The sequence below is a fragment of the Avibacterium paragallinarum genome, assembly GCF_900450705.1.
Classification (GTDB): domain Bacteria; phylum Pseudomonadota; class Gammaproteobacteria; order Enterobacterales; family Pasteurellaceae; genus Avibacterium; species Avibacterium paragallinarum.
Genome location: NZ_UGHK01000002.1, coordinates 486,065 through 506,497, shown reverse-complemented (window position 1 = coordinate 506,497; position 20,433 = coordinate 486,065). Strand labels below are relative to the sequence as shown.

Sequence of the window (20,433 nt, the reverse complement as noted above, 5' to 3'; positions counted from 1 at the left end):
TTGTTAAAGAAGTAAAGAACGAATAGAAAAGATAAAGAATGTAAAGAATTTAAAGAATTATCTTGGCGGCGAAAGTGCAGTGGACCCACCTAAATCCATGCCGAACTTAGAAGTGAAACGCTGTAACGCCGATGGTAGTGTGGGAATTTCCCATGTGAGAGTAGGACACCGCTAGGTTTTGAATGAAAGAAGAACGCCATTGAGGGAACTTGATGGTGTTTTTTGTTGTTTCTTATGTTTATATTTTCTTGCACTTTCTTGGGGGGAGGAGAATAGTGGCTTATTATGTTTGAATGTTTAGCAACATCTATAAAATTATCCTTCCAAATATCGAAGATATTTATAGGAAATATTTATTGTTTGATTCTTATTATATCTGGAAATTTAATAATAGATTAAATTGATGAATACATACTTTTTATGTGTTGTAGCTGGCTTGTAAATTCAAAGATAAAGCAATTTAGAGAAGGTTTTATTTTAGAGAGTTTTCTTATTCATTAGCTTTGCTAAGCGGTTAAAGTAAGGTACAATCTCAGGAAAATTTTATAAGCTTAAAGGTTATAAATGAAAAAGGTTGTTTCATATTTACTTTTGTTTTTATCCATTACTGCGTTTGCTAATCCTGAAACGCATTATGTTACTGAAAATCTTTCTACTTTTTTACGTAAAGGAGCTGGGGAGCAATTTAAAATAGCGGGGACAATCCGCTCTGGAGAGCCAGTAACTGTGTTAGAGCAAAAAGAGAAATATACTCTTATTCGAGATAGTAGAAATCGAGAAGCTTGGATATTAACATCTGAATTATCTGCAACACCAAGTAGTAAAGATGAAAATCCTAAACTTAAAGCATCGATAGAAGAATTGACTCTTAAATTAAATAGCTTGGATCACGATTGGCAACAACGAACTAGTGAGCTTCAACGTCGCACTAAGCAAGCAGAACAACAGAGTAGTTTATTACTAGAGCAGAATTCCCAGCTTAGACGTGAATTAGAAATCAGTAAAAACAAAAACAGTGATCTTGAAGCGATGCTTGATGCAGGTAAACGAGAAATTGCAATCCAATGGTTTATTTATGGTGGAGCCGTTTTAGGTATTGGCTTGTTATTGGGGCTGATTTTGCCTTTTATTTTACCTAAACGTCGCCGTGATGGATGGGCTTAATTTATATAATGCAAGTTTATCTAGTTGGTGGTGCTGTACGAGATCAGCTCTTAAATATTGAAGTTAAAGACCGCGATTGGGTTGTAGTAGGGGCTACTCCACAACAGCTATTACAAAAAGGTTATATTCAGGTAGGAAAAACATTTCCCGTTTTCATTGATCCACAATATAAAGAAGAATATGCCTTAGCTAGAACAGAAAAAAAATCAGGGACTGGCTACACAGGGTTTATTTGCAATTTTGATCCTACAGTGACTTTGGAACAAGATTTAATACGTAGAGATTTAACCATTAATGCTATTGCTCAAGATCAACAAGGCAATTTATATGACCCTTATGGTGGAATAAAGGACCTCAATCTTGGAATATTACGTCATATATCATCATCATTTATTGAAGATCCTTTACGAGTTTTACGTGTGGCTCGTTTTGCAGCACGCTATTTTTATTTAAATTTTAAAATTGCTCCTGAAACGATTGAATTAATGACACAAATAGCTCTTCAGGGGGAATTGCAGCATCTCTCTGCAGAACGTATTTGGTTAGAAACAGAAAAAGCATTGCAGACTCAAAATCCTGAAATTTATTTTGAAATATTGTACAAGATTGGTGCATTAAAACAGTTATTACCCAAACTAAGTAATTTATGTGTATTTTCTTCTCATAATTTATCTGATTCTCATTCTAGAATGAATTCCTTTAGCCGGATAATGTTAGCATTACAAAATGCAACTAAGCTTACAGGGAACTATTCCTCACAATCAAAAAATGCTATACGCTTCTCCGCTATTTGTTGTGCTTTAAAAGATATATTGACCTTTAAAGATAACAATTATTATGAATCTGAAGAGAAAGGAAATATCCTAATAAAAAGTCTATGTGAAACATTAAAAATACCTCACTATATTAAAGACTTAGCTTGCTTAAGTTGTAAATACTACAATCTTATCAATAAAGTATTCCAACTGAATCCAGAAGAAGTTTTAAGATTATTTAGTGAATTAGATTGTTGGCGTAGACCTGAACGTTTTAAGGAGCTACTTCTGGTTTGTACTGCAAATCAAAAAGGATTAGAAGGAAAAAAAATGTATTATCCACAGGCAGATTTTATTTTTCAACTTTATCAATCCACATTGGAAATTAATATAAAAAAAATCATTGCTGATGGTTTTCAAAAAGAAGAAATTAAGAAAGAACTTACTAGGCAACGTCTATATATGGTTCAACAAACCTACAAAAATTTCTTACATAACAGAAATATGAATTAATGGATATGTTATGTTGATTCGCTTTATTAAGAACAAAGTTAATGCTATTTTACGTCAACTAATTATTAATCCGAGAAATCGCCTCCGATTAAAAAATAAAGGAATGACTATACTTGCAAATAATTGTAATGGTGGTTTTATTTTACATGATTTAAATCAACCCTTTAATTCGCCTTTTGTAAATCTATATCTCGAACCAAACGATTTTATTCGTTATGTAAAAGATATAAATTATTATAACAAGCAAGAATTAGTTTTTATTTCTGAGAATTATCCTTTTCCCGTGGCATATTTAGGTGATATTAAAATTTATTTTATGCACTATACCAGCGAACAAGAGGCTCAAGAAAAATGGCAAATACGTTCCCAACGTATCAATTTGAATAATCTTTTTATTATACTCACTGCAAGAGATAATTATTCTGAGCAAGATCTTAAAGAATTTGATGAATTACCTTATAGGAATAAGGTGGTATTAACACTTGGAGAATGTAGTCAAATTCAATCTGCTTTTTATATTAAGGGGTTAGAAAACCACCATTCTAGAGATATTTTCCTCTATTCGGGATGGTCCGGAAAACGATATTATGATCAATTTGATTATGTATCTTGGTTTAATGAAAATAAAAACACCACAATATAAGATAATAATGATAAATGTGCTTCCTTAATCGTATCTCGAATCTTTAAAATATTTATTGACAGTATTTACAAATCAATGTAAAAGGAATAACAATTCATTAACAAATGAGGGGTTATTCTATGTTCACGTTCTCTTTAACCAGCGAATGCACTTTACTCTGTTCACTACCTCCACCTGCTGAATTAGATAAACAACGACAAATTTGGTTTGTTGCTGAGAAAATGCGACAGCAGGAGAATGTACAAGAAGTGGTGGTCGGTATGAATAATTTTAGCTTGTTTTATACTCCAAACGCTGATCTTGACAAATTAAAATGGAAAGTTTCTCAATATTGGCAAGAAACGCCAGAACAGACCTCAAACCATCAAGGTCGTTTAATTGAGATTCCTGTACATTATGGCGGCGAATTTGGAGAGGACCTCTTTGATGTGGCAAAATTCCATCAGACCACTGTTGAAGAAATTGTACGTCGCCATACTAGCCCAATTTATACGGTTTTTATGATTGGATTTCAACCTGGCTTCCCTTATTTAGGAGGGGTGCCTGAAAACCTCCATACGCCAAGACGTGATCAACCGAGGACGAAAGTTCCTGCTGGTTCGGTTGGGATTGGTGGTTCTCAAACTGGCGTTTATCCTTTCACTTCGCCAGGAGGATGGCAATTACTTGGTAGAACAGAAATCCCACTCTTTGACATCAAGCAAACTCCACCCGTGCTATTGATGGCGGGAGATAATGTGAAATTTGTTGCGGAGAGTATCACACTATGATCTATATAGAGAAAATGTACGGCTTTGCACATATCCAAGATATAGGGCGTTTTGGCTTTCGTAATTTTGGTATTGGACACGCTGGAGCAATGGATTCCCTCGCGTTGCAAGCGGGTAATTTATTACTCGAAAATGCACCAAATACACCGGCTATTGAAGTGACATTGGGGGGATTTAGTTTGACTTTTGATTGCGATACTCCTTTTTGTTTTACTGGGGCGTTATGTGAGGCTTATCTTGATGATCAACCCGTCTATGCGTATTGGCGATACACAGCAAAAGCACGTCAGCGTTTAACAGTGAAACAAATTACTATAGGGAATTATCTATATCTTTGTGTGGCTGGAGGATTCAGGGTTCCTAAGGTATTGGATTCTTATAGTACGGATCTCAAAGCAGGATTCGGTGGTTATCAGGGGCGACTATTGCGAGCTGGGGATAATTTACCAACGGGAAAACGTGATACAGTGTTATCATCAATCAGTATAGAACCCATTGATTTCACGAATAAAATTCATCTTATTTCCTCATCGGAGTTTGAAGATTTTACTGAGCAAAGCAAATTGCTGTTACAACAGCAGACTTGGCGGCTAGAAAAAAATAGTAGCCGAATGGGGTATCGTTTGAGCGGTGAGAAAAAATTAACCTTAAAACAACCCCTTGAAATGCTTTCCTATGCTGCTCCAATGGGGACGATTCAAGTGCCGCCCGATGGAATGCCGATTGTGTTAATGGCAGATACACAAACCACGGGCGGTTATCCTAAAATCGCTTGTGTTATTGAGGCGGATCTTGGGCGGTTTGCACAATGTGCCTTCAACCATTCTAAACAAAGTGCGGTCTATTTTTCGATAGTTTCTTATCAGGAAGCACGCGAACGTTATCAACAAAACCAAGAATATCTAACAAATATAAGGAGAAAAGTGAATGCAACACGTTGATTTGAATGTGGATTTAGCAGAGGGGGGTGGCAATGATCAACGCCTTTTGCAATTAGTAACTTCAGCGAATGTAGCTTGTGGTTTACACGCAGGGGATTTTAATGAAATGCGTAAAGCCATTCGTTGGGCCAAAGAAAATAATGTGCGAGTTGGGGCTCACCCCAGTTTTCCAGATAGAGAAAATTTTGGCCGCACTAATATGCAACTATCGGATGAAGAACTTAAAGCTTGCTTACTATATCAACTCGGTGCAATCAAAGCTTTGTGTGAGGCGGAAAATGTGCCTTTATCTTATGTTAAACCACATGGTGCACTCTATAACCAAGCCGCCAAAGAGGAATCTCTTGCCACATTGATTGTGAAAACGATCAAAGCTTTTGATCCCGAGTTAAAATTGATGGGATTATCAGGGAGTTTAATGCTCAATGTCGCAGAGCAGCAAGGCTTAGGTACTATTTCAGAAGTTTTTGCAGATCGCCATTATTTGGCTGATGGCTCACTGGTTCCCCGCTCTCGTGCTGATGCAATGGTTGAAAGTGATGAAGAAGCCATTAACCAAGTTTTACAAATGGTACTTAATGGTACGGTACGCAGTGTTGATGGTGTGGAGGTTGCTATCAATGTCGATAGTATTTGTTTGCACGGTGATGGTGAACACGCCATTTCTTTTGCTGATAAAATTCGTCAAGCACTTATTCAAAGAGGCATTCAGCTAAAAGCGAATTAAAATAAAATTTAAATATACAGGAGAATTTCTATGCTAAAAGATCGTAGTGCATTATTAGGTGCGGCATTTTTAATGGCGACTTCAGCCATCGGACCAGGATTTTTGACACAAACTGCTACCTTTACTCAGACATTATTCGCAAGTTTTGGTTTTGTCATTTTATTATCCATTTTGCTTGATATTGGGGCACAGTTGAATATTTGGCGTATTGTTGCGGTTTCTGAAAAGAAAGCACAAGATATTGCCAATGCAGTACTTCCTGGGGCGGGCTATTTTTTAGCAATATTAATCGTAATGGGCGGATTGGCGTTTAACATTGGCAATGTGGGTGGCGCAGGGCTAGGGTTAAATATTTTAACTGGACTTGCTCCTGAAACAGGAGCGATTATTAGCGGTGCGATTGCGGTTGGTGTCTTTTTATTTAAAGAAGCAGGAAAAATTATGGATCGCTTTGCGTTAGTAATGGGGTTTGTAATGATTGCATTAACCATTTATGTCGCATTAAATGCAAATCCTCCACTTGCTGAGGCGGCTATTCATACCTTTGCTCCAGAAAAACTTGATGTGATCGCCATTGTAACCCTTGTTGGAGGCACAGTAGGTGGCTATATTACATTTGCAGGGGCACATCGTTTGCTTGATGCTGGAATTACAGGAAAAAACTCACTTAAAGAAGTCAGCAGAAGTTCGGTTTCGGCTATTTTAATTGCTTCTGTTATGCGTATTGTACTGTTTCTCGCTGTACTAGGTGTGGTATCTCAAGGGGTAAAACTCGATCCTGCTAATCCAGCGGCAACCCCATTCTCTTATGTCGCGGGTAATGTGGGGATTTTTGGTATTGTCATCTGGGCAGCGTCCATTACTTCCGTTATTGGTGCCGCCTACACTTCCGTATCTTTTTTAACAACATTCTCGCCTTTTATTGCTAAACACAGAAACTGTTGGATTATTGTCTTTATCGTTATTTCAACCGCGGTATTGGCTACAATAGGAAAGCCAGCTCAAGTTCTTGTTTTTGTTGGTACATTAAATGGACTAATTCTACCAATTTCTCTTGGTTTAATTTTATTAGCCGCTCATCGTAGTAAAATTGTTGGAGATTATAAACATCCGATATGGTTAACCGCTGCGGGGGCTTTGGTGGTTATTTTAATGGCTATACTTAGTCTAATGACGTTATATAAATATATTGGAAACTTATCAGGCTAAACTGGAAACAGGTAATTGATTACACATATAGACTTCTATTAAATAGGTTATTGTTATAATAGGAGTCTAGATATTATTTTATAGTCGTTTGATTTCAAAATAATACGGCGTTACTTCGCCTTGCCGTACTAGTTGTACTGTCTGCGGCTTGTTGCCTTGTCTTATTTTGAACTTAAACGACTATACATTTCTATCTCCACCTCTAAATCATTTTGATTTATAAATAACTGAAATCTATGTTTATTTTGTTGATTTTATTATCTTTTTCTCTTGAATTGGCAGTCTAACTGCGACATATAAAAAAGACGTATTAATCAATTTAATCTATATTTGGCAATTTAAATCTCAATAAAAAGCCCCCTTATAGAATATAAGGGGGAATATTTGGAGTCATACTTTTTTAGGGTATGGTGGAATTATAGCGTTAAAAATTTAAATTGCAACATTTTATTAACATAAATTTAATAATTATTTAATAACTTGGTGCGAATTAAGATAGTATAAAAAGGGGGGGGAGGGGAGTTTTCAAGCAGAAATTAATCATTGGCATCTTATTTTTAGAGTTAAAATAAGGCAAGGATATAAGTGGTATGGCAAAGTGAAAGAACTCGATATTATTTTGAAATCAACAGGTAATAATCGCAGGCAGTAAAAAAGATGAGCGATAACACTCATCTTTTCTGTATTGGATTGCTTGCAGAAAAATCTTATTTGCTTTCTGCGTGCGGGTTACGCGTGTTGGCATTGACCAAATTTCGCATTAATAACGCATAATCAAGCTCAAGATCTTCAGGCACATCAAGGAACACAAAATGTCCATCGCCTAATGCTGCCTCCACTTCTTCGCCTTTGCGGTTCAGCATTCTTTTGATTTTGAACACAATATTGCCTTTTGGGGTCATTAATTCCACTTCATCGCCGAGCAAAAATTTGTTTTTAACTGCCACTTCAGCTAAGCCGTCTTTACGCACGCCCGTAAATTCGCCGACAAATTGCTGACGCTCTGAAATGCTGTAACCATAGTCGTAATTTTGATATTCATCGTGGGTGTGGCGGCGTAAAAAACCCTCGGTATAACCACGGTGAGCAAGGCTTTCTAGCGTGTCCATCAGGCTTTCATCAAAAGGTTTGCCCGCTGAGGCATCATCAATGGCTTTGCGGTACACCTGTGCGGTTCTTGCACAATAATAGAAAGATTTAGTGCGTCCTTCGATTTTGAGCGAATGCACGCCAATTTGTGCCAGTTTTTCAACGTGTTGTACCGCTCGCAAATCTTTGGAATTCATAATATAAGTGCCGTGTTCGTCCTCAAAGGCAGACATTTTTTCTTCAGGGCGTTGGCTTTCAGCGAGCAGAAACACTTTATCAGTGGTTTGTCCTTCGCCTAAGGTTGGGGCAACGTTTTTGATTGGAATTTCTTCCCCAACAATATTGCCGACTTCATCTTCTTTTCCCTCTTCAACGGAATATTCCCAGCGACAAGCATTGGTGCAAGTGCCTTGGTTTGGGTCGCGTTTATTTATATAGCCTGACAGTAAACAACGCCCAGAATATGCCATACACAATGCCCCGTGAACGAAAATTTCAATTTCCATATCAGGCACTTGCTGGCGGATTTCAGCGATTTCCTCAATGGAAAGCTCGCGGGACAAAATCACGCGGGTTAAGCCCATTTGCTTCCAGAATTTCACCGTTGCCCAGTTTACCGCATTGGCTTGCACAGAAAGGTGAATATCCATTTCAGGGAAATGCTCTCGCACCAACATAATTAGCCCCGGATCGGACATAATTAACGCGTCAGGCTTCATTTCTACCACAGGCTGAAGATCTTTGATAAAGGTTTTTAATTTAGAATTGTGCGGGGCGATGTTCACCACCACATAGAATTTTTTGCCGAGGGCGTGGGCTTCGTCAATCCCAATTTTCAAATTGGCGTGGTTAAATTCATTGTTTCGCACACGCAAGCTATAACGTGGCTGCCCCGCGTACACCGCATCAGCCCCATAAGCAAAGGCATAACGCATATTTTTTAATGAGCCTGCTGGGGAAAGCAGTTCGGGTTTAAAAGTGGTTGTCATAAATTTCTCTTAGTGTCTGATTACAAGTCAGGCATTCACCCAAGGCGAATGCGTAAAAGCCGTTATTGTAGGGGGATTTTCGGATTTGTAAAGCGAGGGTTTTCTCATTTGCACAGCCCGATGTAAAAGTGCGGTGTAAAAATTACCCTATTTTTTGACCGCATTTTTCACACCGTAAGAAATCAGCTACTTCTTTTGAGGTAAATCTTGACTTAAAGAACGCCCAAGGTGTATATTCTTTACCCAATCAAAGGGCAAGCCTTTTGTTACCTTTCCTTTCTCATTCAGACAGCATTGCCTGCCATCATATGATTAACCAAATGATCCAAAAGGAGTTTATTATGCGTAATGCGGAAAAAGTAAGTTTTAACGCGCAAGCCATTTTATTTGATATGGACGGGACATTAATTGATTCCAGCCAAGCCTGTGCCAGAATTTGGGGACGTTGGGCGGAGCATTATGGTTTAGATAAAAAAGCGGTGATCCACCAATCACACGGTCGCCGCCCTGAAGATACCGCTCGCAGTATTTTAGGTGAAAATGCGGATATTCACGCGGCCGTGGAGTTATTTACCCAAGAAGAAGCCAAAGAAACGGAAGCCACCACCATTGCGGGGGCGAAAGCCTTGTTGGAAAAAATTCCTCAAGGAAAATGGGCGATTGTTACTTCTTCCACCGAAAGCATTGCCAAAACCCGCTTGCAATATTGCCAGTTGCCCTTTCCGCAAGCCTTGATCACGGCGGAAAAAGTGAGCCAAGGCAAGCCAAACCCAGAGGGCTATTTAAAAGCCGCACAAGATCTGGGCGTGGATATTCAGCGTTGTGTTGTGTTTGAAGATGCTCCGGGGGGGATTGAAGCTGGGCATCGTGCTGGGGCGAAAGTAATAGTGCTTGCCACCACTTATCCTGCTCTAGCATTTCCTAATGAGCTGGTGATTAAGGATCTTGAAGCGGTTGATGTTCGCTTAAATGAAGTAAGTGGTGAACTGGAAATTCTATTTTCGTCAGTGTATTAATTTTTTACTGAGAAAATGTTTCTTTATTCTGTTTCTACTTCTGTGAATATGGTTTTTCTGAGCGGTAAAATTTACCGCTTTTTCTATTTTATTAGCGATTATGCTTTTATCAGTATAAAGAGTATTTTTTATTATGAATTATTTTCATTAAAATAATGAAATTTTTGAAATTGACACATAGTTATTTTCTTTTTAATGTTATAGCCGTAAAGCAGTCTAAATAGGAAAAATGACAAAGGAAAGTATTATGAGTTATGCAAAAGAAATAGATACGCTAAATCATTATTTATCAGGGGTTAATGGCAATATAAATGTTTCATTTGAGTTTTTTCCACCTAAAAATGAAAATATGGAAAAAATTTTGTGGGACTCTATTCATCGCTTACAAGTGTTAAAGCCGAAATTTGTTTCCGTCACTTACGGGGCAAATTCGGGTGAGCGGGATCGTACGCATAGCGTAGTGAAACGCATTAAGCAAGAAACAGGGCTTGAAGCCGCACCACATTTGACGGGGATTGATGCCACGCCTGAAGAATTAAAACGCATTGCACAAGATTATTGGGACAGTGGCATTCGTCGCATCGTGGCATTGCGTGGCGATGAGCCAAAAGGCTATGCGAAAAAGCCATTTTACGCTTCCGACTTGGTGGAGTTATTGCGTTCCGTCGCTGATTTTGATATTTCGGTGGCTGCTTATCCTGAAGTGCACCCAGAGGCGAAATCTGCACAAGCGGATTTAATCAATTTAAAACGCAAAATTGATGCAGGGGCAAACCACGTTATTACCCAATTTTTCTTTGATATTGATAGCTATCTCCGCTTCCGTGATCGCTGTGCTTCCATTGGGATTGATGCCGAAATTGTACCCGGCATTTTACCTGTAACCAATTTTAAACAACTACAAAAAATGGCAGCGATCACCAATGTAAAAATTCCAGCTTGGCTTGCGAAGATGTATGAAGGCCTTGATGATGACCCGACAACGCGAAATTTAGTCGCAGCCAGCGTGGCGATTGATATGGTTCGCGTTCTTTCTCGCGAAGGAGTGAAAGATTTCCATTTCTACACCCTAAACCGCAGCGAATTAACTTATGCCATTTGCCACACATTGGGAGTGCGTCCATAGTATCAGAATATATGACTTATTTGAGGGGATAGTAGATTAACTACTGTGCTAATTCTATATTCATTTATATCGTATTAATTCATATTATTTTATCGTTTTCATACATTCTTCTTCGAATGGATGAAAACGATATTCTTCAATATTTTCAAGTGTTCTTTCTTCTTTACTAATATGATCGTTCCATATTCCTTCGACATAGATGATTTTGTTATGAGAAATAGACTTAAACCAATATTTACCCGTTTTATTCAACTCAATTAAGTGAGGGTTGTCGCATTTTTCAAAAAGAGGGTTATATTCTAATTTTGTAATAAGGTAGCTAATATTTTTATCTGTTATTATTTGTTTGGTTAATATTTTTTCTAAATACTTAATATGAGTTGATGAAAAAAAGAATAGAAGTGATATCGCAAAAAGTTCAAAACCCCAAAGACTTTTATTTTTAATAGAGGTTAGAATAAAAATAGAAAGTTCAAAGGCAATGGTTAGGTAACCAATAAAATAGAATGCTCCTAGCGTAATTGGGATAAACAATTCACTAAATGTGGGAAATTGTTGTATAGGAGAAAGGGTTATTTCGGATACAGCTTGGCTTATATCTGAATAATATTCAGAGTATAAAGTTGGCTTTATGATATAGAAAAAATAAGTAAATAATGCTGTGGAAATGGATATGATAACCGTATTTTTCTTTTGGAATAAAATGATGTTTTTATTTGTTTTTATAATGTTAAGTGCGATTAATGCATTAGTTATATTCAAAAATAATACAGAGCTAATAGGATTAACTCCTTCTATCATAAGTTGTATTTCAAAGTGTAGTGAGAAATACCGTAATATTGCAATATTAAGGATGATGGCAATGATAATGAGCTTATAGTTTAGGGCTTCAACAATAGATTTTTTATTATCATTAATATCTTTAGCAGAGCTATGAATGTAAATGCTGATAAGTAATAAAATTAATGTGATAGAAATAGTAAGTTGATCAGTAAATATATTAAATATTGTATTCATAGTAATTTCCTTTAACTGTTTATGGAAATTAAATTATGAACATTTTATTTAAAAAGACAATAAATCAAGTGCGGTACAAATTTTTAAAATTTTCCAAAAATTTGTACCGCACTTATATTTTATTCAAACACCGCCCAAATTGGTGCGTGGTCGGAAGGTTTTTCCATCGCACGAATATCAAGGGCAATGCCTGTATCTGTACAACGATCAATTAAATTATTGCTTGCCAAAATGTGATCAATACGTAAGCCTCGGTTGTCGTCAAAACCTTTTGAGCGGTAATCAAACCACGAGAATTTATCATTGGTGGTTGGATTTAAGTGGCGGAAAGTATCCGTTAAACCGTAATCATAAAGGCGATTGTACCATTCGCGTTCTTCGGGCAAAAATGAGCATTTTCCCGTACGCAACCAGCGTTTACGGCTTTCCTCACCAATGCCGATGTCCAAGTCTGTCGGGCTGATGTTCATATCGCCCATAATGATGATTGGGTTGTTTTTATCGTGATCTTGCTTTAAATAGCGTTGCAAATCCGCGTAAAATTTTTCTTTGGCAGGGAATTTGGTTTCGTGGGTACGGCTTTCTCCTTGCGGAAAATAGCCATTAATTACTGTAAGCAAACCAAATTCGGTTTCCATTTCTGCCATAATGATGCGTTTTTGTGCGTCCGCTTCATCTGTAGGGAAGCCTTTGTGAATGGCTTTGGGCACTTGTTTGAGCAAAAATGCTACGCCATAATGCCCTTTTTGCCCGTGGTGATAAACGTGATAACCTAAGTGTTCCACCAACGCGTAAGGGAAATCTTCATCGGCGACTTTAATTTCTTGCAAACCTAAAATATCTGGCTGGTATTGTTCAATAATAGCTTCAAGCTGATGAGGTCTAGCTCGCAATCCATTGATATTAAAAGACATTACTTTCATTCAATAAGTTCCTAATCGTTCATTTATAAAATCAGACGGGCATTATACTAAGGTTTGTAAGATTTCAAAAATGATAAAAAATTTCACCGCACTTTGTTTTGTCGTTTATCTATTGATTTATATCAGTAAATTGGTAGACAAACTTCTTTATGATGATTCTGTTTGCAAATAACAAATTAGGATAAAAATGGAATTGGCGTGGGCGTGCTTGGTGGATGGGCAAAAACAATTAATAGAGTGGGATAGTGGTGTAGGGAAAGCGTATTTTGAAATGTTTCCTCCGCTCATTGATTATGCTCAGGCTTTACTTTTTTCCAAACGAGATAGCTTGTGCTTTTATTATCAAACAGAAAAATAATCAATGGCTTAATGTGAGTTTACAACGCTATAAGCAGATTTTTACCTTAATGACAGCCCAGCAAACTCAGTTGCCTTTTGAGCTGAGTAAGCGAGAAATTGAAATTCTCACCTTGCTCAGTAGTGGACTAAGCAATGTAGAAATTTCTCAACAGCTTTTTATTAGTGAACGTACTGTTGCTAAACACATTGAGCGTCTTTTTCAAAAACGCAAATTGAAAATCGGACTAGCTTGGCGGTGTTTGCGGTAACAGAAAATCTATGCTGTTTGCCAACGCCGGGTGATTTGTCGCAATCTGTTTTAGCGACGTATGAAATTGAAGCCCTTGCGAAAGGAAAAAAACTGCCACAAAAAGCACCGCACTTTATTCATTCAACAATGGCTTATCCAATTACCATCGGCGTGCCTTGTGTTGAACAAGGAATCGGTAAGTTGGATACGCAAGAATTATGCAACGGCTCACGATTAGCAGTGGAAATGATCAACCAACAAGGTGGGATTAATGGGCGGCAAGTGCGGTTAGAAACGGTGGGGTTTTGTGTTGATGATCCGAAAAGTATCCTTCAAGCATATCAAAGGTTATTAGATAAAGAAGTTGATGCAATTTCTACGAGCTATGCCTGTTATTCTCCCGATTTACACGAATGGATTGCGAGTAAAGGTATTCCGTATATTCATCTTGCTACACATAGTGATTTGGGTAAATCTCATCATAAACAGATAAAAAATATTTTTCAGGCGTGTGCCAGCGATATTAATTATGGTGCCGGGGTTGCACGTTTTATTCGAGCTTATCAGCATCATTATCCACAAGTGATGAAAAATAAAAGGATTTTGGTGATTACCGTAAAATGGCAAAAAATTGATATTGGTATTGAAAATCTTATTTTTCAATTACGTCAGGAACATTGGCAAGTTGATGTTTTAACATTAGAAAAATCGCCACAGGTTTTTGATTATGCTATTAAACAAGTGCATCAGCTTGATCCGACGTTGATCGTGTTTGCTTCTTATTTTGCGGAAGATATTTTACAATTTTATCAATTGTTTATCCAAAATCCGATTAATGCGATTATTTATAGTATTTACGCACCTTCGGTATTTTTACCGCAAGAAAAACAGTGTGAAGGCGTATTGTGGGCAAGTACTACAGGGCTTAGTATGACTTATGCGGGACGGAAATTTTGCCAAGATTATCAACGATTTTTTCATCATCAACCCAGTTATTCACAAGCGAGCGTCGCTTATGACCAAATTCAAATTCTTGCCAATGTTTGGCGACATAGCACTTCCCCAAGAGCGTTTAAAGAGATCATTAATGGCATTCGTTCTTTAGCTTATACAGGGGTAAACGGCACTTACTATTTTGGTGGAGAAGTGCAAGCGGGGCTGGCTTACCCTGATAACACCCAAGATCTATCTACCAGCCAACCGCATTTATTATTTCAAATCCAACAGGGGAAAAGTACAGTCATTGCTCCAACCCTCTTTGCTGAGTCCAAATTTAAACTACCGCATTGGCTCAACGTTTAGCATAAGAAAAGCCGGTACTTTTGATGTCTAGTGTTTTGGCAGCTTTCGCTGCCTAAGATTTTGACAAAGAGCTGAAATGTTGTTCGAATGAAAGGAACAATATTAGAGAATATCAGCTCTTCTTTGTTAAATATATTAAACTAATGTATCAATTTTCGCTCTAGCTTGTTCTTGCGATTTTGCTGCTACTTCTGAGCCAGAACCTACGCCTTCCACAAAATCAACATCATCAATACCAATAAAGCCTAAAAAGGTTTTGAGATAAGGCGTTACTATATCTGTGGTTTGTCCTTGATGAACACCACCAAAAGAAGCTAATACAATAGCTTTTTTGCCTTTTATTAAGCCTTCAGGGCCGTTTTCTGTATATTGAAAAGTAACACGCGGGCGAGCGATGAAGTCAATATAGCTTTTTAATTGAGTAGGAATATTAAAGTTGTACATTGGTGCGTTTATAATGAGGATATCGGCGTTTTTTAATTCCGCAACCAATTCATCAGAAAGAGCAAGTAATGCTTTATCTTGTTCTGTTTTTGGCTCACCTCGTAAGGCATTAGCGGCGATAGCATCAAAATGTGGGAGTGGATTTGTGCCTAAATCACGAATTGTAATCTGTGCATTAGGGAATTTGGACACAACATAATCTGAAAGCTGGTTGGTTTGGGAATGAGTGCCTAAAATGATCTGCACCCCAAAAGTTGGACTAAATAACCAACTGATTAAGGTGCAGATTTTTTATGACTAAATATACTCAACGTTTCAAACAACAAGTGCTCGACTTTTATCATCAAAATGGAAAAAACCGTTCGCTTACTCGCCAGTATTTTCAGCTTCCCCAAAGCACGTTAGCACGTTGGATTGCGAAATTTAATCATAATGGAATCAATGGATTAGCTGTATTAGGTAAAAAACGATGTTATTCTGTTGAGTTTAAATTAAAGGTTATTCAAGCTATCAAAAAAGGCCAGTGCTCCGCTGAAGCCGCCTGCTTTCGCTTTGATATCCCCAGTTCAGGGATAATTAGTCAATGGTTGCAACGCTTTGAAAAACAAGGTATAGATGGGTTATTACTCAAACCTAAAGGTCGTCCAAGTATGAAACTCAACTCACCTAAAATGCCACCAACGCCCAAAACAGAAGAAGAACGCTTGCGTTACCGAATTTTGGAATTAGAAGCGGAGAATGCAATGCTAAAAAAGTTGCAGGAACTCAACCAACAAAAAATGCAGAAAAAGCCGTCATCGTAAATGCCTTACGCTCGCGTTTCCCGTTGGAATTGTTACTCAGGCTAATCGGATTGGCACGCAGTTCGTTCTTTTATCATCTCAAGCCAAAGTCGGATAAAAATGTAGCGATTTCACAGAAAATAGAGGAAATTTATCGCAAAAATGACGAAAATTATGGTTATCGTCGAATTACCTTGGAATTAAGGAAATACTTGATTATCAACCACAAAAGGGGGCAAGCGATAATGCAACGTTTGGGGTTAAAAGGAAAAAGTAAGCAGAAAAAATATCGTTCTTACCAAGGCAAAGTGGGACACATTGCCGATAATCTGTTGCAACGGGATTTTACGGCAACGATGCCGAATGAGAAGTGGGTAACGGATATCACCGAGTTCAAATATGCGGAAGGCAAAGTGTATTTATCGCCGATTAAAGACTTGTTTAATAACGAAATTATTGCTTATGATGTGGCGAGAAGTCCGAATTTTGAGCAGATAACCAGAATGTTGACCCAGGCGGTGAACCGATTAGCGGGGGAAAAACCGATACTGCATTCCGACCAAGGATGGCAGTATCAAATGATGGGTTATCAGGAGATATTGAAAAAATACGGTATTACGCAAAGTATATCGAGAAAAGGCAATTGCCTTGATAATGGTGCGATGGAAAGATTTTTCGGGCGATTGAAGACGGAATGTTACTTTGGCAAGCGGTTTGAAACCTTTGAACAGCTTGAAAAAGTGATTCACGAGTACATTCATTACTACAACAATGAGCGTATTCAAGTGAAGCTCAAAGGACTAAGCCCTGTGGAATACAGAACTCAGTCCTTGAATGAAATTAGAATATAGTCTAACTTTTTGGGGGCAGATCAAATGCTGGATTTTAAAACTAATACTTTTTGCATAATAAAACCTTAATTTTTGTTTATCGTAATGCGGGGCATTATAGAGCCTATATATTTTTAGTAAATAAAAGAGATGGAAAAAGATTTTTTCTTAATTGTGAATAATCAGTAGAAAATTGCACTTTGCTAAAAATCCGTTATGATCGTACTTCCATTTTATTTAAGTATAAGGACAGATTATGTGGTCGGAATTAGCGGTAGGCTATGGTTTATTTATTTTAGAGATACTGACATTATTTTTGGTAATCATTGCTTTTATAGTGGTGATACTTTCCTTTAAGCAGAAAAAAATGCATCAAGTAGGGGAGTTAGTAGTTACAGATTTGTCACAAGAATATCAAAAAAATGTGAAACGATTAGCGGACTTTCATCTTTCTGAAGAGGTATTAAAATATACGGAAAAGGTACGTAAAAAAGAAGAAAAACAAAAAGCCAAAGCAGAAAAAGAAAAGTGTAAAACAGGGAAAGATGCAAGAAATGAACGGAAACCGCATTTATTTGTTTTGAATTTTAAAGGGGATATTTTAGCTTCAGAAACCGCGGCTCTTCGCGAAGAAGTGAGTGCAATTATTGCTGTAGCAAAGCCAGAAGATGAAGTCTTACTTTGTTTAGAAAGCCCAGGCGGGGTTGTGCATGGTTATGGTTTAGCTGCATCACAATTAGCACGTTTAAAGCAGCATCAGATAAAATTAACTGTAGCGGTAGATAAAGTGGCTGCGAGTGGTGGTTATATGATGGCGTGCGTGGCGGATAAAATTATTGCCGCACCATTTGCCATTATTGGATCGATAGGGGTCGTGGCACAAGTACCAAATATTCATCGTCTCTTAAAAAAACACGATGTAGATGTAGATGTAATGACAGCCGGTGAATATAAACGCACCGTAACATTATTAGGGGAGAATACGGATAAAGGTAAGCAGAAATTTCAGAAAGAATTGGAGGAAACCCATCAATTATTTAAACAATTTGTAGTACAGCATCGTCCACAGATTGATGTAGAACAGATTGCAACGGGAGAGCATTGGTTTGGGCAACAAGCATTGAAGTTAAATTTGATTGATGAGATTACAACCAGTGATGATCTTATTTTACAAGCAATTAAGGTAAAGACAGTACTTGCAGTGAAATACAAAGTGAAAAAATCTTTGGTACAAAAATTAGGTAAGCAAGCGGAAGAAAGTATAGAAACTATCGTACTTCGTTGTCTTAAAGGAACTGGGAGAACAGGAATATAGAAAAGCTTCTGTGCGAAAACAGATTTACTTGGCAGATATGCATTATCTGCCAATATTGCTTTTATACTGATGAAGTTAGTTTGAGTTTTTTAATTTAATCTCTTCTACCCATTTATGAATGAGTCTTTTCCCTTCATTTGCATTCCCAAATCGTTCAAAATCAATATCCATTAATTTTAAGGTTTTTGGATCGATTGAATTAGGGGATGCTTCAGCATAAATGTTAGTTGGAATTTGGTAAACTTTAGCTTCTTTCCAAGGGATTTCTTGGGCATCTTTGGATAAAGCCCAATCTACAAATAATTTTGCATTGTCCAAGTTTCTGGCTCCTCTAATAATACTCATTCCCCCCAAAGAATAACTATCTCCTTCGCAAGGCAAAATGGCTTCTACGGGGGCACCATTTTCTTTTTCCGTAGCGTAACTATGAATGAATCCTACGGTAACAGCACTTTCTCCACGGGCGAGATTGCTCGTTACTTGGTTACTTTTTAAATATTGTGAAACATTGTGATCCAGCTGTTTTAAAAACTCAAAAGCTTTGTCTTCCCCCCAAAGTGTGATCAGCGTACTGATTAGTGTATAAGTTGTTCCAGAAAGTTGAGGATCAGGTATCTGGATTTGATCTTTTAAACGAGGATCTAATAAATCCTTCCAGCATTTTGGGTATTCTTTGATATTCAGTTCATCAAATTTTTTTGTATTGACCCCTATACCCAGTACGAGCATATAAATAATCGATGTGAGATCACCTTTTTTTTCTAATAGTGTTTTAAAGTTCGGCATAGTCTCAGCTTGCATGGGAGAACGATATGGTGTGAGCAAACCTAAATCACCGGCTTGGTAATGAAGATCAATCGTTCCTCCATACCATACATCAGCTTGAGGGTTAGATTTTTCTGCTTTTAGCCTAGATAACGTTGCCCCAGTACTATTACGTACAAATTGAGTTCTAATATTGTATTTTTTACTAAATGCCTGTGTGATTTTTTCACAAGTTGTATGTTGCACACTACAGTAAACCGTCAATTTCCCTTCAGCTTTTGCGAGTGAGGGGGAGAGTAAAGGAATACCAAAACAAAGTGCGGTTAGAATTTTGTTCAATTTATTATTTAATAAATTCATTTTTGCTCCTATTTGCCTTTTACATCAATAATGAATACTTCGGATTGCGAGCCTAATCGCATAGGAACGCCCCAAAAACCATAGCCTGAGGTAACGAAAAAATGTCCCTTACCAATTTTTTTATAGCCGTAATCTAAATCATATAATAATTTAGTAATAATATTACCTGGAAAAATTTGTCCTTTATGAGCGTGTCCTGAAACTTGGATATCAATAGGAAGAAAGGAATGCTCAAGAATTTCATTGGGACGATGATCAAGCAGAAATATAGGCAAGTTAGTATTCACTGTTTCAAGAAGTTGTGCGGTTTTTAGCCGCTTTTGGAATAATTTATCATTACGCCCTATAAGGATAAATCTATTATTAATATTTGCTATATTATCCATTAGAACCCTAATACCAACTTTTCGGAGTTCCTGAGAAATCTCTTGTTCTTTTCCTAAAAAGTCGTGGTTACCTAGGGTGGCATAAACACCAAGAGGAGCTTTTAATTTTGAAAGGTGAGAAGACATATTTTCTGCAATATAAGAATCAATATTGTCATCCATAATATCTCCAGGCAGTAATATAATATCAACATTCTCTTTATTCATAATATGAGAAAGTTTATCTAACTGCGTACAACCAAATAATCGTCCTAGATGCAAATCGCTTGCCATACCGATACGTAAAGGGGACAAAGGCTTATCTATCTCAATTTCATAGTGAATGACTACAGGGGTATAAGCATTATAAACGCTGGTTCCAATTATGCTACATAGACCTACAGGATATAGCCAAGTTAATATGTTGTATGATTTTATACCATATTTTGTTTTTTTTAATAATAGATAAACAACACTACACAGCAGACTACTAAAGGAGGAAAAAAGGAGTATCACCAGAATAAATGCACCAATACGAAACATTGGATAAATATGGAATACGGTAAGTAAGAAAATGCTATTAATACTTATGTAGAGACTTGCAACAAAAAGCCGATAGGAAAGTGTGCTGTTTTTAACATACAACCAAGATAATGTTTTTGTGAAAACAAAAATCAAGAATTGTAGGCTAATAATACAAAGCGTGAAAATAAGAAAATAATCAACTTCCAATGTTTTATCCTTAATAAAATAATAAGTAAAAAAGGCGGTTATATTTAACCGCACTTTACACTTTGCT

19 protein-coding genes and 1 rRNA gene are annotated in these 20,433 nt (G+C 37.2%); 14 read left to right on the top strand and 6 right to left on the bottom strand.

All coding sequences use genetic code 11. The features are described 5' to 3' along the window. Positions 1 to 61: 61 nt before the first annotated feature. The 8 genes from rrf (at position 62) to DXZ23_RS07135 (ending at position 6,722) form a co-directional block, all read left to right on the top strand. Positions 62 to 177: ribosomal RNA gene (gene rrf, locus DXZ23_RS07170) — 5S ribosomal RNA — on the top strand. A gap of 387 nt (positions 178 to 564) precedes the next feature. Then, a complete protein-coding gene (locus tag DXZ23_RS07165; protein ID WP_017806120.1) occupies positions 565 to 1,164 on the top strand; it encodes a TIGR04211 family SH3 domain-containing protein in 600 nt (199 codons plus the stop codon). A gap of 8 nt (positions 1,165 to 1,172) precedes the next feature. Beyond that, positions 1,173 to 2,432: a multifunctional CCA addition/repair protein gene (locus DXZ23_RS07160; protein ID WP_021724564.1), complete on the top strand. Its 1,260-nt coding sequence runs from the start codon at positions 1,173 to 1,175 to the stop codon at positions 2,430 to 2,432. A 10-nt stretch (positions 2,433 to 2,442) separates the two neighbouring features. After that, positions 2,443 to 3,075: a DUF1919 domain-containing protein gene (locus DXZ23_RS07155; RefSeq protein WP_017806122.1), complete on the top strand. Its 633-nt coding sequence runs from the start codon at positions 2,443 to 2,445 to the stop codon at positions 3,073 to 3,075. 119 nt (positions 3,076 to 3,194) lie between these two features. Beyond that, positions 3,195 to 3,845 (top strand): 5-oxoprolinase subunit PxpB, encoded by a 651-nt coding sequence (pxpB, locus tag DXZ23_RS07150; protein ID WP_017806123.1) that lies wholly within the window; start codon positions 3,195 to 3,197, stop codon positions 3,843 to 3,845. After that, positions 3,842 to 4,786, top strand: a complete 945-nt coding sequence (locus DXZ23_RS07145) for a 5-oxoprolinase subunit C family protein (protein WP_035695935.1) — start codon at positions 3,842 to 3,844, stop codon at positions 4,784 to 4,786. The genes pxpB and DXZ23_RS07145 overlap by 4 nt, the downstream gene beginning before the upstream one ends. Further along, positions 4,773 to 5,513 (top strand): 5-oxoprolinase subunit PxpA, encoded by a 741-nt coding sequence (pxpA, locus tag DXZ23_RS07140; protein WP_017806124.1) that lies wholly within the window; start codon positions 4,773 to 4,775, stop codon positions 5,511 to 5,513. Before DXZ23_RS07145 ends, pxpA begins: the two co-directional genes overlap by 14 nt. A 30-nt stretch (positions 5,514 to 5,543) precedes the next feature. Then, entirely contained in the window at positions 5,544 to 6,722 is a 1,179-nt protein-coding gene (locus tag DXZ23_RS07135) for an NRAMP family divalent metal transporter (RefSeq protein WP_017806125.1), read from the top strand. A 707-nt stretch (positions 6,723 to 7,429) separates the two neighbouring features. Here the strand turns inward: DXZ23_RS07135 and trhP are convergent. Beyond that, positions 7,430 to 8,800, bottom strand: a complete 1,371-nt coding sequence (gene trhP, locus DXZ23_RS07130; RefSeq protein ID WP_017806126.1) for a prephenate-dependent tRNA uridine(34) hydroxylase TrhP — start codon at positions 8,798 to 8,800, stop codon at positions 7,430 to 7,432. Positions 8,801 to 9,141: 341 nt separating this feature from the next. On the opposite strand from trhP, the gene DXZ23_RS07125 reads away from it, so the two are divergent. Next, on the top strand, positions 9,142 to 9,816 hold the full coding sequence (locus DXZ23_RS07125) for an HAD-IA family hydrolase (protein WP_046098899.1): 675 nt from the start codon (positions 9,142 to 9,144) through the stop codon (positions 9,814 to 9,816). Between the two features lie 247 nt (positions 9,817 to 10,063). Further along, complete coding sequence (gene metF / locus DXZ23_RS07120) at positions 10,064 to 10,942, top strand: methylenetetrahydrofolate reductase (protein WP_017806128.1); 879 nt, start codon at positions 10,064 to 10,066, stop codon at positions 10,940 to 10,942. A gap of 84 nt (positions 10,943 to 11,026) precedes the next feature. Here metF and DXZ23_RS07115 read toward each other — a convergent pair whose 3' ends face one another. Further along, positions 11,027 to 11,959 carry a hypothetical protein gene (locus DXZ23_RS07115; RefSeq protein WP_017806129.1) on the bottom strand — a complete coding sequence of 311 codons (933 nt, stop codon included), beginning with the start codon at positions 11,957 to 11,959 and terminating at the stop codon, positions 11,027 to 11,029. A 119-nt stretch (positions 11,960 to 12,078) separates the two neighbouring features. Beyond that, on the bottom strand, positions 12,079 to 12,882 hold the full coding sequence (gene xthA, locus DXZ23_RS07110; RefSeq protein WP_017806130.1) for an exodeoxyribonuclease III: 804 nt from the start codon (positions 12,880 to 12,882) through the stop codon (positions 12,079 to 12,081). Between the two features lie 266 nt (positions 12,883 to 13,148). Here xthA and DXZ23_RS15870 point away from each other — a divergent pair, with 266 nt between their 5' ends. Further along, entirely contained in the window at positions 13,149 to 13,490 is a 342-nt protein-coding gene (locus DXZ23_RS15870; protein ID WP_242510713.1) for a response regulator transcription factor, read from the top strand. Beyond that, on the top strand, positions 13,478 to 14,773 hold the full coding sequence (locus DXZ23_RS07105; protein WP_152416095.1) for an ABC transporter substrate-binding protein: 1,296 nt from the start codon (positions 13,478 to 13,480) through the stop codon (positions 14,771 to 14,773). Before DXZ23_RS15870 ends, DXZ23_RS07105 begins: the two co-directional genes overlap by 13 nt. A 135-nt stretch (positions 14,774 to 14,908) precedes the next feature. Here DXZ23_RS07105 and DXZ23_RS07100 read toward each other — a convergent pair whose 3' ends face one another. After that, positions 14,909 to 15,463, bottom strand: a complete 555-nt coding sequence (locus DXZ23_RS07100) for an NAD(P)H-dependent oxidoreductase (RefSeq protein ID WP_017806132.1) — start codon at positions 15,461 to 15,463, stop codon at positions 14,909 to 14,911. Positions 15,464 to 15,510: 47 nt separating this feature from the next. On the opposite strand from DXZ23_RS07100, the gene DXZ23_RS07095 reads away from it, so the two are divergent. Together DXZ23_RS07095 and sohB are read left to right on the top strand one after the other, a co-directional pair. Continuing rightward, positions 15,511 to 16,850 (top strand): IS3 family transposase gene (locus DXZ23_RS07095; RefSeq protein ID WP_114995483.1). Its coding sequence is split into 2 segments (ribosomal slippage): positions 15,511 to 15,961 and positions 15,961 to 16,850, totalling 1,341 coding nucleotides; the frame shifts between segments, so codons are not numbered across the junction. A 235-nt stretch (positions 16,851 to 17,085) separates the two neighbouring features. After that, entirely contained in the window at positions 17,086 to 18,144 is a 1,059-nt protein-coding gene (sohB, locus tag DXZ23_RS07090; protein ID WP_017806134.1) for a protease SohB, read from the top strand. A 75-nt stretch (positions 18,145 to 18,219) separates the two neighbouring features. On the opposite strand, the gene DXZ23_RS07085 is transcribed toward sohB, so the two are convergent. Both DXZ23_RS07085 and DXZ23_RS07080 read right to left on the bottom strand, forming a co-directional pair. Next, positions 18,220 to 19,269 (bottom strand): ABC transporter substrate-binding protein, encoded by a 1,050-nt coding sequence (locus DXZ23_RS07085; protein WP_017806135.1) that lies wholly within the window; start codon positions 19,267 to 19,269, stop codon positions 18,220 to 18,222. An 8-nt stretch (positions 19,270 to 19,277) separates the two neighbouring features. Beyond that, positions 19,278 to 20,366, bottom strand: coding sequence for a metallophosphoesterase (locus tag DXZ23_RS07080; protein ID WP_017806136.1), 1,089 nt, complete (start codon positions 20,364 to 20,366; stop codon positions 19,278 to 19,280). Positions 20,367 to 20,433 lie beyond the last annotated feature (67 nt).

Coding starts and splice junctions, on each gene's coding strand:
- DXZ23_RS07165 (WP_017806120.1), top strand. CDS start 565: ATGAAAAAGGTTGTTTCATATTTACTTTTGTTTTTATCCATTACTGCG.
- DXZ23_RS07160 (WP_021724564.1), top strand. CDS start 1,173: ATGCAAGTTTATCTAGTTGGTGGTGCTGTACGAGATCAGCTCTTAAAT.
- DXZ23_RS07155 (WP_017806122.1), top strand. CDS start 2,443: ATGTTGATTCGCTTTATTAAGAACAAAGTTAATGCTATTTTACGTCAA.
- pxpB (WP_017806123.1), top strand. CDS start 3,195: ATGTTCACGTTCTCTTTAACCAGCGAATGCACTTTACTCTGTTCACTA.
- DXZ23_RS07145 (WP_035695935.1), top strand. CDS start 3,842: ATGATCTATATAGAGAAAATGTACGGCTTTGCACATATCCAAGATATA.
- pxpA (WP_017806124.1), top strand. CDS start 4,773: ATGCAACACGTTGATTTGAATGTGGATTTAGCAGAGGGGGGTGGCAAT.
- DXZ23_RS07135 (WP_017806125.1), top strand. CDS start 5,544: ATGCTAAAAGATCGTAGTGCATTATTAGGTGCGGCATTTTTAATGGCG.
- trhP (WP_017806126.1), bottom strand. CDS start 8,800: ATGACAACCACTTTTAAACCCGAACTGCTTTCCCCAGCAGGCTCATTA.
- DXZ23_RS07125 (WP_046098899.1), top strand. CDS start 9,142: ATGCGTAATGCGGAAAAAGTAAGTTTTAACGCGCAAGCCATTTTATTT.
- metF (WP_017806128.1), top strand. CDS start 10,064: ATGAGTTATGCAAAAGAAATAGATACGCTAAATCATTATTTATCAGGG.
- DXZ23_RS07115 (WP_017806129.1), bottom strand. CDS start 11,959: ATGAATACAATATTTAATATATTTACTGATCAACTTACTATTTCTATC.
- xthA (WP_017806130.1), bottom strand. CDS start 12,882: ATGAAAGTAATGTCTTTTAATATCAATGGATTGCGAGCTAGACCTCAT.
- sohB (WP_017806134.1), top strand. CDS start 17,086: ATGTGGTCGGAATTAGCGGTAGGCTATGGTTTATTTATTTTAGAGATA.
- DXZ23_RS07085 (WP_017806135.1), bottom strand. CDS start 19,269: ATGAATTTATTAAATAATAAATTGAACAAAATTCTAACCGCACTTTGT.